The following is a 12,372-nucleotide window of genomic DNA, read 5'->3' as shown; positions in this document are numbered from 1 at the left end:
CTTCAGCGCGGCCCCCAGCAATCCCGGTCGACGCTCGCGATCGATACGCCCGGCACCGCGACCTTTCGACGCACGTCGAATCGATTGGATGCCTACGACCCTGGTGCCAGCCTGATCTCGGCAACTGCAGGCCCCGTCCACCCGATACCAGGAGTCCACATGATCTTCGTCAACATCACCACAACCGACCTCGAGCGCAGCAAGGCCTTCTACACGGCGCTCGGCTGCGGCATCAACCCGATGTTCACCGACGAGAACGCCGCGTGCGTCGTCTGGGACGAGAACACGAACTTCATGGTGCTCACCCATGGGCACTTCTCGCAGTTCACCGACAAGCAGATCGCCGACCCGCACACGGTCGCCCAGGTGCTGCTGTCGTTCTCACGCGACTCGCGGGACCACGTCGACAGGACCGTCGACGCCGGTGTCACGGCGGGCGGCCGTGAACCGCGCCCCGCGCAGGACCACGGGTTCATGTATGGGCGCTCCATCGAGGACCCGGACGGCAACGTCCTCGAGTTCCTCTACATGGAGCCCCAGGCCACCGAGCAGGGCCCCGAGGCCTACGTCGCCGAGCACGGCGCGGGACCGGACCTCGTTCCCGGGCGGTGACCCTCCGTGCCGGTCCCGGATGCGCTCGTCCGCCGCGTCAGACGCGGTGGACGAGCGCGTCACCGAGCGGCGTGCGCACGTGCAGCACGCGCCGCCCGGCACGCCGGGACGCGATGAGCCCGGCGGCGCGCAGGGCGTCGAGGTGGTGGGATGCGGTGGAAGCCGCGATCCCGGCCTCTCCTGCGGTCTCCGTCGTCGACAGCGGCACGCCGAGCGCGACGAGCACCGCGGCGCGGCTCTCCCCGAGCAGGCCCGCCAGCGCGTCCGGCGAATCGGCACGATGCCACACCTCGGACACCCCGAGCGCGGGGTAGAACAGCGTCGGCTGCGCAGGCGGCTCCGTGAGTACCGCGCAGTGGCGCCCGAAGAACGACGGCACGAGCACGAGGCCCCGCCCCTGGCAGTCGACGATCTCCTCGTGTCGTTCCATCCGCACGCGCACGGTGTCGAAGCCGGTGTCGGCGCTCCACTCGACACCTTCGCCGAGATCGGCCGCCATCCCGGCCAGACCGTCCGCGGTCATCCGTCGCACCCGAGAGCCGATGTCCGCATGAAGGATGCGTTCGATCTGCGCCCAGTACGGCGCGAGCGCGGCCTCCCAGAGCGCCTCGACGTGGCGCACGATCACGGCGCGGATCCTCGCGGGCTCGGCCGCCATCCTCTCGAGCGCGGCCCGCGCGACGCCGGCGCTGCGGACCGCGCGCTTGCTCAGGTCGACCGAGATCGGCGCGAGCGGCGCCTGTCGCAGCCGCTCGATCTCATCCGCAGGCGTGAGATCCCACGACGCGGCCGACGTGAACAGATCGGGCGCGTACCCGGTTTCGCCCACGACGAGGCGCAGCAACTCGAGGGACTCCCGGGGGACATCGTCGCGAACGGCGCGCAGCCATCCCCACTGCAGCGGCTGCTCCTGCGGTCGACTGAGGGTCCGCACCGCGTGGACGATCTCATGCCCTGGCGACACGCCGAATCGGACGGTGGAGATGTCCTCCGAAGCAAGGCGGAACTCGACATACTTCTGCGGCACGTCGAGCAGGCTACCGCCGACACGACTCGGCCGATCGAGCGCGGCCCGGCTCCGTGCAGCGGCGGCCCTGACCGAACTCGGCGCGCACCCCCGAAGTCCCACCGCTCACCGCGCGCCTGCGAGCCACCGCTGCGGATACGCCCCCGGCTGTCCCTCGGCCCACTTCACCGAGATCATCAACGACCTGGCCGACCACGCCCAGGTGATCCTCTACTCCCAGTTCTGGCAAGTGAACGCCGGCCGCACATACAGCGTCTCTGGCCCCGGCCTGGACTGGGAACTCCACTGGACCGCGCCCTGGGAGCACCTGGTCGAGGAGTCCCGCACCTGCTACCTACTGGAAGCCTCCGAAGCCCCCGCCGGCGACAACATCTTCGTCGCCCCCACCTGGATCGACCGTACCGACCTGCACCCGGAGAAGTGACCGATGCCGTTGCGGCACCCCGAGGAGACCGGCCACGTTGCGCCGGTCTGCGCTGGCACCGCCATTTTCCCCGCGACATCGTACGACCGTTGGTAGCATCGGCACCATGAGCGGTAGCAAGAAGTACTCCATCAGCCTGCCCGAGGATCTCGCCGAAGCCGCACGCGCCCACGTCGGACCCGGCGGTTTCTCCGCCTACGTCGCCGAAGCTCTCGAACAGCGGATCGCCATGGACAAGCTCCGGGAGATCGTCGCCGACTTCGAGACCGACAACGAAGCCCTCACCCGCGAGGAGGTCGAGGCCGCCCGTGCGCTGCTGCGCCACGACCACCGGCGGGTCGGCGGGGCCGCCGCCTGATGCCCGGCACCCTCCTGCTCGACAGCGAAGGCCTCTCGAAGCTCTATCGCAAGGACCGCACCGTCGCGGCTCTGGTCCAAGCAGCGTCTGAGGAGGGCGTCCGTGTCGCCACCAGCGCCATGACCACTCTTGAGGCCGACTACGAGCGCATCCACCCCGCACGCATCAGGTGGGTCCTTTCCCGCGTCGACGTCCATGACGTCACCAAGGAGATCACCGACCAAGCCGCCGCCCTTCTGCGCACCCACCGTCTCCACGGCCACAAGTACGCCATCGACGCCGCCTTCGCCGTCATCGCCCGCACCTCGCCCCGGCCGGTCACCGTCCTGACCTCCGACCCCGAGGACCTGACGCTCCTGTGCGGGCCTACCGTAGAGGTCGTCAAGGTCTGAACACCGGCCGCGGTCGCTCCGCACAGACCCGCCTCCAACGACTCACAGGCATGGACTCCACACGAACAGAGGCCTGCCTGGCCGCCAGCAGGCGTACCGGGCAGGCCTCTTGACGAATCGTTAGACGTTGAAGCGGAACTCCACCACATCGCCGTCCTGCATCACGTAGTCCTTGCCCTCCATGCGCGCCTTGCCCTTGGCGCGGGCCTCCGCGACCGAGCCCGTCTCGACGAGGTCGTCGAAGGAGACGATCTCCGCCTTGATGAAGCCCTTCTGGAAGTCGGTGTGGATCACACCGGCCGCCTCCGGAGCCGTGGCGCCCTTCTTGATCGTCCAGGCGCGGGCTTCCTTCGGGCCTGCCGTGAGGTAGGTCTGGAGGCCCAGGGTGTCGAAGCCGACGCGGCCGAGGGTGGCCAGGCCGGGCTCTTCCTGGCCCATGGACTGGAGGAGTTCGAGGGCCTCGTCGTCGTCGAGCTCGATCAGCTCGGACTCGATCTTGGCGTTGAGGAAGATGGCCTCCGCAGGGGCGACCAGGGCGCGCTGTTCGTTCTTGAAGTCCTCGTCGACGAGCTCGTCCTCGTCGACGTTGAACACGTACAGGAAGGGCTTCGTCGTGAGCAGGTGCAGCTCGTGGAGCAGGCGGCCCTTCTCGGTGCCGGCCGTGATGCCCTGGGAGAAGAGCGTGTCGCCCGCCTCGAGGATCTTCTGGGCCTCCTCGACGGCGGCGAGGACCGCGGCCTTCTCCTTCTGGAGGCGGGCTTCCTTCGTCAGGCGAGGGACGGCCTTCTCGACGGACTGGAGGTCGGCGAGGATCAGCTCGGTGTTGATCGTCTCGATGTCGTCCTTGGGCGAGACCTTGCCGTCGACGTGGACGACGTTCTCGTCCTTGAAGGCGCGGATGACCTGGCAGATCGCATCGGACTCGCGGATGTTCGCGAGGAACTTGTTGCCCAGGCCCTCACCCTCGCTCGCGCCCCGCACGATGCCCGCGATGTCGACGAAGTCGACCGTGGCGGGGAGCAGCTTCTGCGAGCTGAAGATCTCGGCGAGCGTGTTCAGGCGCGGGTCGGGGACGCCCACGACGCCGACGTTCGGCTCGATGGTGGCGAACGGGTAGTTGGCCGCCAGCACGTCGTTCTTGGTCAGGGCGTTGAAAAGGGTCGACTTGCCGACATTCGGCAGGCCGACGATTCCGATCGTGAGCGACACTTTGGCGACTTCCTGAAGTGAGGAGCGGGGCTGTGCGGGCGGGCCGGGGGTGGACCGATTCTCCAGTTTACGGGCGGGGCCGGTCGGCCCGTCACGGGTGCGGGGCAGGAGTCCGGCCGGGGGCCGAACGGGCCTGTTTCGGCCGTGCGGTATCGAACGCAACGCCAAGGTCACCCAAAGCGCGTGTCCAACGCCCGAAAGAGTGCACCCGGCGTCCTAGGTTGTCGGGGTGGACCAGCACAGGACACGTACCCCGCAGCGCACCCAGCCCCCGCAGGGCCGGCCCGCACCGCCCCGCGGCCTCGGTGAGGCCACGGGTGCGGCCGGCTCCCCGGTGGCGGTGGCGGTCGCCCCGGCTCCGGCGGCCGGCCCGGGTCCCGGGCCCCGGCGCGGGGCCCCGCCCGTGGTCCTCGCGCTGCGCAGATTCCCCAACCCCCGGCTGACCGGCATCGGCGCCGGCCTCTTCGCGGCCCTGGCGATGTTCCTGCTGGCCTGCGTGGACCGGCTGCTCTTCGGCGGTTCGGAGCTCGTGTACGGACTGCTCTTCCTGCCCGTCAGCGCCCTGACCGCCCTCTGGGTGCGGCCCGCCGACCTGGTGACCGCCCCGATCATCGTGCCCATCGCCTTCGCGGTCGGCGTGATCCCCGTCGCCGGGGGCACGGGCGGCTTCGGCGGGCAGGCGATGGCCGTCGTGACCGCGCTCGCCGTCCAGGCGGGCTGGCTGTACGGGGGCACGCTCGTCGCGGGTCTCATCGCCTCCGTACGGAAGATCCGGCAGATGCGGGAGCGGCAGCGACACCTGGTCAGGGCCGACCGGGCCGCCCGCCGCCCCCGCGCCTAGACGCTACTTGCCGGCGGCCGCCATGGCCGCACCGACGATGCCCGCGTTGTTCTGCAACTGGGCCGGGACCATCTCGGCCCGTACGTGTTCGATGAGCGGCAGGAACTTCTCCGCCTTGCGGCTGACGCCCCCGCCGATGATGAAGAGCTCGGGCGAGAACAGCATCTCCACGTGGAGCAGGTACTTCTGCACCCGGTGCGCCCAGTGGGACCAGCTGAGGTCCTCGTCCTCCTTGGCCTTCGTGGAGGCGCGCTTCTCCGCGTCGTGGCCGTGCAGCTCCAGGTGGCCGAGCTCCGTGTTGGGGACGAGCTGCCCGTCGGTGAAGACCGCGCTGCCGATGCCCGTACCGAGGGTCAGCATGATGACCGTGCCCTTGCGGTCGCGGCCCGCCCCGAAGGTCATCTCGGCGACACCGGCCGCGTCGGCGTCGTTGAGGATCGTGACGGACTGCCCGATACGGTCACTGAGCAGCGCCCGGGCGTCCTTGTCGATCCAGCCCTTGTCCACGTTGGCCGCGGTCCTGGTGACGCCGCCGGTGACGACTCCGGGGAACGTGATGCCGACCGGCCCCTGCCAGTCGAAATGGCCGACGACCTCGGCCACACCGTCGGCCACGCTCTCGGGCGTGGCCGGGTGAGGTGTCAGTACCTTGTGGCGCTCCTGCGCCAGCTCTCCGCGGTCCAGGTCAACGGGCGCACCCTTGATCCCCGAACCGCCGATATCCACACCGAAGATCTCCATGTGATCCACGGTACGGGCAGGTGGCGCGGATCACTCCCCGGAAGAGCGATCCGGCGGGTGCACCCGGGTCGCCTGGCCGGGAGCCGGGCGCCCCCCGGTCACTGGGCGGAGAGCGCGGCGGCCTCGGCCCGCAGGTCGCGCCGGAGCTCCTTGGGCAGCGAGAAGGTGATCGACTCGTCGGCGGTCTTCACCGTCTCGACGTCCGCGTAACCCCGCTCGGCCAGCCACTCCAGCACGCCGTCGACGAGGACGTCGGGCACCGAGGCGCCGGAGGTGAGTCCGACGGTGGTGACGCCCTCCAGCCACGCCTCGTCGATCTCGGCGGCGAAGTCCACGAGGTGGGCGGCGGGCGCGCCGGCGTCCAGGGCGACCTCGACCATGCGGATCGAGTTGGAGGAGTTCTTCGAGCCGACGACGATGACCAGCTCGGCGTCCTCGGCCAGCTTCTTCACCGCGATCTGGCGGTTCTGCGTGGCGTAGCAGATGTCGTCGCTCGGCGGGGAGAGGAGGTTCGGGAACTTCTCCTTGAGCGCGCCGACCGTCTCCATCGTCTCGTCGACGGAGAGCGTGGTCTGGGAGAGCCAGACGACCTTCGACTCGTCGCGGACCTCGACGTTCGCCACGTCGTCCGGGCCGTCGACCAGCGTGATGTGGTCGGGGGCCTCGCCGCTCGTGCCGATGACCTCCTCGTGGCCCTCGTGGCCGATCAGGAGGATGTCGTAGTCCTCCTTGGCGTAGCGCACGGCTTCCTTGTGGACCTTGGTCACCAGCGGGCAGGTCGCGTCGATCGTGGCGAGCTTGCGCTCGGCGGCCTCGGCGTGGACGGTCGGGGCGACCCCGTGCGCGGAGAACATCACGATGGAGCCCTCGGGCACCTCCGCGGTCACGTCGACGAAGATCGCGCCCTTCTTCTCGAGGGTCTGCACGACGTACTTGTTGTGCACGATCTCGTGACGGACGTAGACCGGGGCACCGTACTGCTCCAGTGCTTTCTCGACGGCGATCACGGCGCGGTCCACGCCCGCGCAGTAGCCACGGGGCGCTGCGAGCAGGACACGGCGGGCAGGAGAAGCAGTCATGCGTCCCATCGTAAGGCCGTACCGAACAGGCGCCGGGCCGACGGGGTCGCGAGACTGATGCGTACGCAACCAGCGACGGAGGGTTCATGGCGGGGAGCAGCACGGAAGAGGGAAAGCTGCGGCGGACACTCGGGTTCCGGGACCTGGTGGTCTACGGGCTGCTGTTCATCGCGCCCATGGCCCCGGTCGGCGTCTTCGGCACCCTGGACGCCAAGTCCGACGGGGCCGTGGCGCTGGTGTATCTCGTGGCGACCCTCGTGATGGCCTTCACCGCGTTCAGCTACGCCCAGATGGTCCGGGTGGCCCCGCTCGCCGGGTCGGTCTTCGCGTACGCCCGCAAGGGCCTCGGGGAGGGGCCGGGGTTCATCGCGGGCTGGATGGCGATGCTCGACTACCTGCTCATCCCGGCCGTCGCCTATCTCTTCTCCGGGATCGCGATGAACGCGCTGGTCCCCGAGGTGTCGCGGTGGGTGTGGACGGCGATCGCGGTCGTGGTGACGACGCTGCTCAACCTCTGGGGCGTACGGGCGGCGGCCCGGGTGGGGTTCGCGGTGCTCGCCATGGAGATCGTGGTGCTGCTGGTGTTCGTGGTGTCGGCGGTGGTGGTGCTGGCCAGGGACGGGGCGCAGCGGGGCTGGCTGTCGCCGCTCACCGGGGACACCGGGTTCTCGATGACGGCGGTGCTGGGGGCGGTGTCCGTCGCGGTGCTGTCCTATCTGGGGTTCGACGCGATCGCCTCGTTCGCGGAGGAGGTGACGGGGGGTTCGGCGAAGGTGGCGCGGGCGGTGCTGTTCTGCCTGGTGCTCGCCGGCGCTCTGTTCGTGGTCCAGTCGTACCTGGCGGCGCTGCTGGAACCGGTGAGCTCGGCGGAGCTGGCGGCGGACCCGGTGAAGCAGGGGTCCGCGTTCTACGACGCGGTGGACGCCTCGGTCGGCTCCTGGCTGCACGATCTGGTGGCCGCCAGCAAGGCGGTCGGCGCGGCTTTCGCGGCGCTGGCCGGGCAGGCGGCGGCCGGCCGGCTGGTGTTCGCGATGGGGCGGGAGGGGCGGCTGCCGTCGTTCCTGTCCCGGGTCGACAGCCGGTCCGGGGTGCCGCGGGTCGCGATCGCGTGCGCCGCGGTCGTGACGCTGGTGGCGGCGGTGTGGGCGGCCCGGCGCGACGACGGTCTCGACCACCTCGTGTCGGTCGTGAACGTGGGCGCGCTCACCGCGTTCGTGCTGCTGCACGCGTCGGTGGTCGGCTGGTTCGCCGTACGCCGGATGGAGGGGCCGCCGAACTGGTGGCGTCACATCGTGGTGCCGGTGGTGGGCGCGGGCGTGCTGGTCGCGGTGATCCTGGAGGCGACGACGAGCGCCCAGCTGGTGGGGCTGTGCTGGCTGGGGATCGGTCTGGTGGTGCTCGCGGTGCAGTGGGGGCGGCGGGCGGCCTAAGGGCTGTCCCGTAATCCCTGGTGGATCAGCGCACGGCGTCAGATGCGGTGCATCGCAAGGCGGAGGGGCGTTCGCATACTGGATGTATTCGGGCGTTCCGACAACGCAGCGAGGTGCCGTAGCTGTCGTCGTGCGCCCGCCAGGGATTACGGGACAGCCCTTAGGAAAGGCCGGTTGTCCGTACGGGCCGATACGCTCGCCCGTATGGCTCTCACTACGTCTCCGGAAGCCCCGCTACCCGTCGGCGACGTGTCGCGGCTGATCGGCGGCTGGATCGACCGGCTCGGTGCGGTCTGGGTCGAGGGGCAGATCACCCAATTGTCACGCCGGCCCGGCGCCGGGGTGGTGTTCCTGACGCTGCGCGATCCCTCCCACGACATCTCGGTGAGCGTGACCTGTTTCCGGCAGGTCTTCGACCGGATCGCCGATGTGGTGACGGAGGGCGCGCGGGTGGTCGTCCTCGCGAAGCCCGAGTGGTACGCCCCGCGCGGGCAGTTGTCCCTGCGGGCCACGGAGATACGGCCGGTGGGCATCGGCGAGCTGCTGGTGCGGCTGGAGCAGCTGAAGAAGTCGCTGGCGGCCGAGGGGCTCTTCGCCCTGGACCGGAAGAAGCCGCTGCCCTTCCTGCCGCAGCTGATCGGTCTGGTCTCGGGACGGGCATCGGCGGCGGAGCGCGATGTCCTGGAGAACGCCAGGCGGCGCTGGCCGGCGGTGCGCTTCGAGGTCCGTAACACCGCGGTGCAGGGTGTGCACGCGGTGAATCAGGTGGTCCAGGCGGTCCAGGAGCTGGACGGGCTGCCGGAGGTCGACGTGATCGTCGTGGCCCGTGGCGGCGGCAGTGTCGAGGACCTGCTGCCGTTCTCCGACGAGGCGCTGATCCGGGCGGTGGCGGCGTGCCGCACACCGGTGGTCTCCGCGATCGGGCACGAACCGGACTCGCCCCTGCTCGACCTGGTGGCCGATGTGCGGGCGTCGACGCCGACGGACGCGGCGAAGAAGGTCGTGCCGGACGTGGGTGAGGAGCTCGACCGCGTCCAGCAGCTCCGGGACCGGGCGCTGCGGACCGTGCGGGGGCTGATCGACCGGGAGGAGCGGGGGCTGGCGCATGCGCTGGGCAGGTCCTCCATGGAGCGGCCGCAGCGGATGGTGGACGAGCGGGAAGCGGAGGTCGACGCACTGGTGGGGCGGAGCCGCAGGGTCCTCGGGCACCTGCTGGACCGCGCCGACTCGGAGCTCGCGCACACCCGGGCCCGGGTCGTGGCGCTCTCGCCGGCGGCGACGCTGGAGCGGGGATACGCGGTGCTGCAGCGGCCGGACGGCCATGTGGTGCGCTCCCCCGCGGACGCCGGGGCGCCGGGCGAGGAGCTGCGGGCGCGGGTCTCCGAGGGCGAGTTCACCGTACGGGTCGCGGAGTGAGCCGCCGGGTTTGTCGGAGCCCGCGCATAGGGTGGTCGGCATGACGGACGACGGGACGACGACGGCTGCCGCGACGGGCACGCTCGGGTACGAGCAGGCGCGGGACGAGCTGATCGAGGTCGTACGCCGCCTGGAGGCGGGCGGCACGACGCTGGAGGAGTCGCTGGCGCTGTGGGAGCGCGGCGAGGAGCTGGCGAAGGTGTGCCGGCACTGGCTGGAGGGTGCGCGGGCCAGGCTGGACGCGGCGCTGGCACGCCCCGAGGAGCCTTCGGAGGCCGGCGGCGGCGCGGAGTAGGCGCTTCCGGCCACTTCGGGGACCTCTTGTGCGGTGGATCACTCCGGGACCGATTTAGTTGAACTTTAATCTATCTCTCGTTACGGTGATCGTGTCGCTTGATCCGCACAGCCCGGAAGGTAACGCTCCAGATGTCCCTCGTTCTTGACCCCGCCGCCCAGGACCTCCTCTTCCGTGAGGCCCGCACTGCCAACACGTTCACCGACGAGCCGGTGACCGACGAGCAGGTCCAGGCGATCTACGACCTGGTCAAGTACGGCCCCACGGCCTTCAACCAGTCGCCGCTGCGCGTCGTCCTGGTCCGTACGCCGGAGGGCCGCGAGCGCCTCGTGAAGCACATGGCCGAGGGCAACCGCCCGAAGACCCTGGCGGCACCGCTGGTGGCGCTCCTCGTCGCGGACCACGAGTTCCACGAGGAGCTCCCGGCGCTCATGCCGCACTTCCCGCAGGCCAAGGACGCGTTCTTCTCCGAGCGCCCGGTCCGCGAGCAGTCGGCCGCGCTCAACGCCACCCTGCAGGCCGCCTACTTCATCATCGGCGTCCGCGCCGCCGGCCTGGCCGCCGGCCCGATGACCGGCTTCGACGCCGCGGGCATCGAGAAGGAGTTCCTGGACGGCGACCACAAGCTGCTCATGGCCGTCAACATCGGCAAGCCCGGCGAGGACGCCTGGTTCCCGCGCCTGCCGCGCCTGTCCTACGACGAGGTCATCACGACCGTCTGATCCCCTTCCCGGAGGCGCCGGCCTCCCGGGAACAGCGGAAGAGCCCCGCGACGCCGAGCGTCGCGGGGCTCTTCCGGTGGTACGGGCCGTCAGGAGGCGGAGGGCGCGGCGGAGGGGGCGGGCGCCTTCAGCGCGGCGGCCATCTCCGCCAGCCGGTCCGCGGGGGCCGAGCCGGTGACCACCGTCGTCACACCCTCGGCGTGCAGCACCAGCGCGTCGTACTTCGGCCCGTTCCAGATCTCCCAGTCCCGGCCCGAGACCTCGCGCGTGCGCCCGGTGTTCTCGGCGTCCCGGCTGACCTCGGAGACGTACTTCTTCGCCGGGGCCGTCGACTGCTCGACGGCCACGTACCTCTTGTCCGGGTCGAGGAAGCCGAGGTGCCATCCCGAGCCGTTGTGCCCCTCGTACGAGACGGAGGTCGGCTTCCAGCCTTCGGGCAGCCCCGCCGGGGCGGCCACGGGGTACGGCGCGGCGCGACGGGCCGTCGCGAGCTCGACCCGGTAGTCGACCGCCTTGATGGGGTCGGCCTTGTCGTCGTGCGGGATGAAGATGTAGACGACGCCCGCCACTGCGGTGATCACGAGCATCGACAGGATCATGTCCCGGACGGTCTGCTTGCCTCGCTTGCTTGCCACGGACTCAATGGTGGCATGGGCCACCGGACGCCCGGCCAGCGGGCACCCGCTCATACGTGACCCGCTCTGCTCATTTTATCGACCTACCGATAGAGTCACAGCACCCTCTTTTCCGGTCGTCGTCGTACAGAAAGGTGCGCTCCGATGTCCGAGCATCATCTGCCGTCCCAGCTCGAGGTCTCCCCCGAGGCCCCCGACCGCAACCTGGCCCTGGAGTTGGTGCGGGTCACCGAGGCCGCCGCCATGGCCGCCGGGCGCTGGGTCGGCCGCGGGGACAAGATCGGCGCCGACGGCGCCGCGGTCAAAGCCATGCGCACGCTCGTCTCCACGGTGTCCATGAACGGCATCGTCGTCATCGGTGAGGGCGAGAAGGACGAAGCGCCCATGCTGTTCAACGGCGAGCGCGTCGGCGACGGCACCGGAGCCGAGGTCGACATCGCCGTCGACCCGATCGACGGCACCACGCTCAACGCGAAGGGCATGCCCAACGCGATCGCCGTACTGGCCGCCGCGGACCGCGGCGCGATGTTCGACCCGTCCGCCGTCTTCTACATGGACAAGCTGGTCACGGGACCCGAGGCCGCCGACTTCGTCGACATCAACGCCCCCGTGGCGGTGAACATCCGGCGCGTCGCACGGGCGAAGAACTCCACACCCGAGGACGTCACCGTCGTCGTCCTGGACCGCCCGCGCCACGACGGCATCGTCAAGGAGATCCGCGAGACCGGCGCCCGGATCAAGTTCATCTCCGACGGCGACGTGGCGGGCTCCATCATGGCCGCCCGCGAGGGCACCGGCGTCGACCTGCTGATGGGCATCGGCGGTACCCCCGAGGGCATCATCTCGGCCTGCGCCATAAAGTGCCTCGGCGGTGTCATCCAGGGCAAGCTCTGGCCCAAGGACGAGGCCGAGCGGCAGAAGGCGCTGGACGCCGGCCACGATCTGGACCGGGTGCTGTCGACCGACGACCTGGTCAGCGGCGACAACGTGTTCTTCGTAGCGACGGGGATCACCGACGGTGAGCTGATGCGCGGTGTGCGGTACCGCGCGGAGACGGCGACCACCGAGTCGATCGTGATGCGGTCCAAGTCCGGCACGATCCGGACGATCTCCTCGACCCACCGGCTGTCGAAGCTGCGCGCCTACAGCGCGATCGACTTCGACCGCGCCAAGTAGCTCCGGAGCGCGTGG

Annotated in this window: 15 protein-coding genes; 10 read left to right on the top strand and 5 right to left on the bottom strand. The window is 70.3% G+C overall.

Annotation, left to right across the window (positions count from 1 at the left end; all coding sequences use genetic code 11):
• The first annotated feature begins 159 nt into the window (after positions 1-159).
• Positions 160-612 (top strand): VOC family protein, encoded by a 453-nt coding sequence (locus ACIP63_RS11265; RefSeq protein ID WP_401513709.1) that lies wholly within the window; start codon positions 160-162, stop codon positions 610-612.
• A 37-nt stretch (positions 613-649) separates the two neighbouring features.
• Here the strand turns inward: ACIP63_RS11265 and ACIP63_RS11260 are convergent, their stop codons facing one another.
• The gene (locus ACIP63_RS11260) at positions 650-1,639 is read right to left on the bottom strand and encodes a DUF5937 family protein (RefSeq protein ID WP_401513708.1); all 990 of its coding nucleotides are present in this window, start codon (positions 1,637-1,639) and stop codon (positions 650-652) included.
• On the opposite strand from ACIP63_RS11260, the gene ACIP63_RS11255 reads away from it, so the two are divergent.
• From ACIP63_RS11255 to ACIP63_RS11245, 3 genes are all read left to right on the top strand, one after another.
• Positions 1,596-2,063 (top strand): hypothetical protein, encoded by a 468-nt coding sequence (locus tag ACIP63_RS11255; RefSeq protein WP_401513705.1) that lies wholly within the window; start codon positions 1,596-1,598, stop codon positions 2,061-2,063. The genes ACIP63_RS11260 and ACIP63_RS11255 overlap by 44 nt on opposite strands.
• Before the next feature lie 106 nt (positions 2,064-2,169).
• Positions 2,170-2,421 carry a hypothetical protein gene (locus ACIP63_RS11250; RefSeq protein WP_401513702.1) on the top strand — a complete coding sequence of 84 codons (252 nt, stop codon included), beginning with the start codon at positions 2,170-2,172 and terminating at the stop codon, positions 2,419-2,421.
• Positions 2,421-2,813: a DNA-binding protein gene (locus ACIP63_RS11245; RefSeq protein ID WP_358761274.1), complete on the top strand. Its 393-nt coding sequence runs from the start codon at positions 2,421-2,423 to the stop codon at positions 2,811-2,813. The genes ACIP63_RS11250 and ACIP63_RS11245 overlap by 1 nt, the downstream gene beginning before the upstream one ends.
• A gap of 120 nt (positions 2,814-2,933) precedes the next feature.
• Here ACIP63_RS11245 and ychF read toward each other — a convergent pair whose 3' ends face one another.
• Positions 2,934-4,022 (bottom strand): redox-regulated ATPase YchF, encoded by a 1,089-nt coding sequence (gene ychF, locus ACIP63_RS11240; RefSeq protein WP_401513698.1) that lies wholly within the window; start codon positions 4,020-4,022, stop codon positions 2,934-2,936.
• 340 nt (positions 4,023-4,362) lie between these two features.
• Here ychF and ACIP63_RS11235 point away from each other — a divergent pair, with 340 nt between their 5' ends.
• Entirely contained in the window at positions 4,363-4,863 is a 501-nt protein-coding gene (locus ACIP63_RS11235; RefSeq protein ID WP_401515065.1) for a DUF6542 domain-containing protein, read from the top strand.
• Positions 4,864-4,866: 3 nt separating this feature from the next.
• Here ACIP63_RS11235 and ppgK read toward each other — a convergent pair whose 3' ends face one another.
• Positions 4,867-5,604, bottom strand: coding sequence for a polyphosphate--glucose phosphotransferase (ppgK, locus tag ACIP63_RS11230; RefSeq protein ID WP_401513695.1), 738 nt, complete (start codon positions 5,602-5,604; stop codon positions 4,867-4,869).
• A gap of 98 nt (positions 5,605-5,702) precedes the next feature.
• Positions 5,703-6,692: a 4-hydroxy-3-methylbut-2-enyl diphosphate reductase gene (locus tag ACIP63_RS11225; RefSeq protein ID WP_393764463.1), complete on the bottom strand. Its 990-nt coding sequence runs from the start codon at positions 6,690-6,692 to the stop codon at positions 5,703-5,705.
• Positions 6,693-6,769: 77 nt separating this feature from the next.
• Between ACIP63_RS11225 and ACIP63_RS11220 the strand changes: the two genes are divergently transcribed.
• From ACIP63_RS11220 to ACIP63_RS11205, 4 genes are all read left to right on the top strand, one after another.
• On the top strand, positions 6,770-8,113 hold the full coding sequence (locus ACIP63_RS11220; RefSeq protein WP_401513692.1) for an APC family permease: 1,344 nt from the start codon (positions 6,770-6,772) through the stop codon (positions 8,111-8,113).
• 204 nt (positions 8,114-8,317) lie between these two features.
• Positions 8,318-9,529, top strand: a complete 1,212-nt coding sequence (gene xseA / locus ACIP63_RS11215) for an exodeoxyribonuclease VII large subunit (RefSeq protein WP_356716072.1) — start codon at positions 8,318-8,320, stop codon at positions 9,527-9,529.
• Between the two features lie 40 nt (positions 9,530-9,569).
• Positions 9,570-9,824 carry an exodeoxyribonuclease VII small subunit gene (locus ACIP63_RS11210; RefSeq protein ID WP_401513688.1) on the top strand — a complete coding sequence of 85 codons (255 nt, stop codon included), beginning with the start codon at positions 9,570-9,572 and terminating at the stop codon, positions 9,822-9,824.
• A 131-nt stretch (positions 9,825-9,955) separates the two neighbouring features.
• Positions 9,956-10,546: a malonic semialdehyde reductase gene (locus ACIP63_RS11205; protein ID WP_401513685.1), complete on the top strand. Its 591-nt coding sequence runs from the start codon at positions 9,956-9,958 to the stop codon at positions 10,544-10,546.
• Between the two features lie 89 nt (positions 10,547-10,635).
• On the opposite strand, the gene ACIP63_RS11200 is transcribed toward ACIP63_RS11205, so the two are convergent.
• Positions 10,636-11,181: a DUF4245 domain-containing protein gene (locus tag ACIP63_RS11200; RefSeq protein WP_401513683.1), complete on the bottom strand. Its 546-nt coding sequence runs from the start codon at positions 11,179-11,181 to the stop codon at positions 10,636-10,638.
• Between the two features lie 144 nt (positions 11,182-11,325).
• On the opposite strand from ACIP63_RS11200, the gene glpX reads away from it, so the two are divergent.
• Positions 11,326-12,357: a class II fructose-bisphosphatase gene (gene glpX / locus ACIP63_RS11195; RefSeq protein ID WP_104788715.1), complete on the top strand. Its 1,032-nt coding sequence runs from the start codon at positions 11,326-11,328 to the stop codon at positions 12,355-12,357.
• The last annotated feature ends 15 nt before the right edge of the window (positions 12,358-12,372 follow it).

This window comes from Streptomyces sp. NPDC088746, from assembly GCF_044751065.1.
In the GTDB taxonomy this organism is placed as follows: domain Bacteria; phylum Actinomycetota; class Actinomycetes; order Streptomycetales; family Streptomycetaceae; genus Streptomyces.
Note: the sequence above shows the minus strand (reverse complement) of the source record. Positions and strands in the feature narration are given on the sequence as shown.

What these genes read in the sequence shown, in the direction of transcription:
- xseA (WP_356716072.1), top strand. Translation starts at nt 8,318, where the DNA reads ATGGCTCTCACTACGTCTCCGGAAGCCCCGCTACCCGTCGGCGACGTG.
- ACIP63_RS11210 (WP_401513688.1), top strand. Translation starts at nt 9,570, where the DNA reads ATGACGGACGACGGGACGACGACGGCTGCCGCGACGGGCACGCTCGGG.
- ACIP63_RS11225 (WP_393764463.1), bottom strand. Translation starts at nt 6,692, where the DNA reads ATGGGACGCATGACTGCTTCTCCTGCCCGCCGTGTCCTGCTCGCAGCG.
- ACIP63_RS11250 (WP_401513702.1), top strand. Translation starts at nt 2,170, where the DNA reads ATGAGCGGTAGCAAGAAGTACTCCATCAGCCTGCCCGAGGATCTCGCC.
- ACIP63_RS11265 (WP_401513709.1), top strand. Translation starts at nt 160, where the DNA reads ATGATCTTCGTCAACATCACCACAACCGACCTCGAGCGCAGCAAGGCC.
- ACIP63_RS11220 (WP_401513692.1), top strand. Translation starts at nt 6,770, where the DNA reads ATGGCGGGGAGCAGCACGGAAGAGGGAAAGCTGCGGCGGACACTCGGG.
- ACIP63_RS11245 (WP_358761274.1), top strand. Translation starts at nt 2,421, where the DNA reads ATGCCCGGCACCCTCCTGCTCGACAGCGAAGGCCTCTCGAAGCTCTAT.
- ppgK (WP_401513695.1), bottom strand. Translation starts at nt 5,604, where the DNA reads ATGGAGATCTTCGGTGTGGATATCGGCGGTTCGGGGATCAAGGGTGCG.
- glpX (WP_104788715.1), top strand. Translation starts at nt 11,326, where the DNA reads ATGTCCGAGCATCATCTGCCGTCCCAGCTCGAGGTCTCCCCCGAGGCC.
- ACIP63_RS11205 (WP_401513685.1), top strand. Translation starts at nt 9,956, where the DNA reads ATGTCCCTCGTTCTTGACCCCGCCGCCCAGGACCTCCTCTTCCGTGAG.
- ACIP63_RS11255 (WP_401513705.1), top strand. Translation starts at nt 1,596, where the DNA reads ATGTCCTCCGAAGCAAGGCGGAACTCGACATACTTCTGCGGCACGTCG.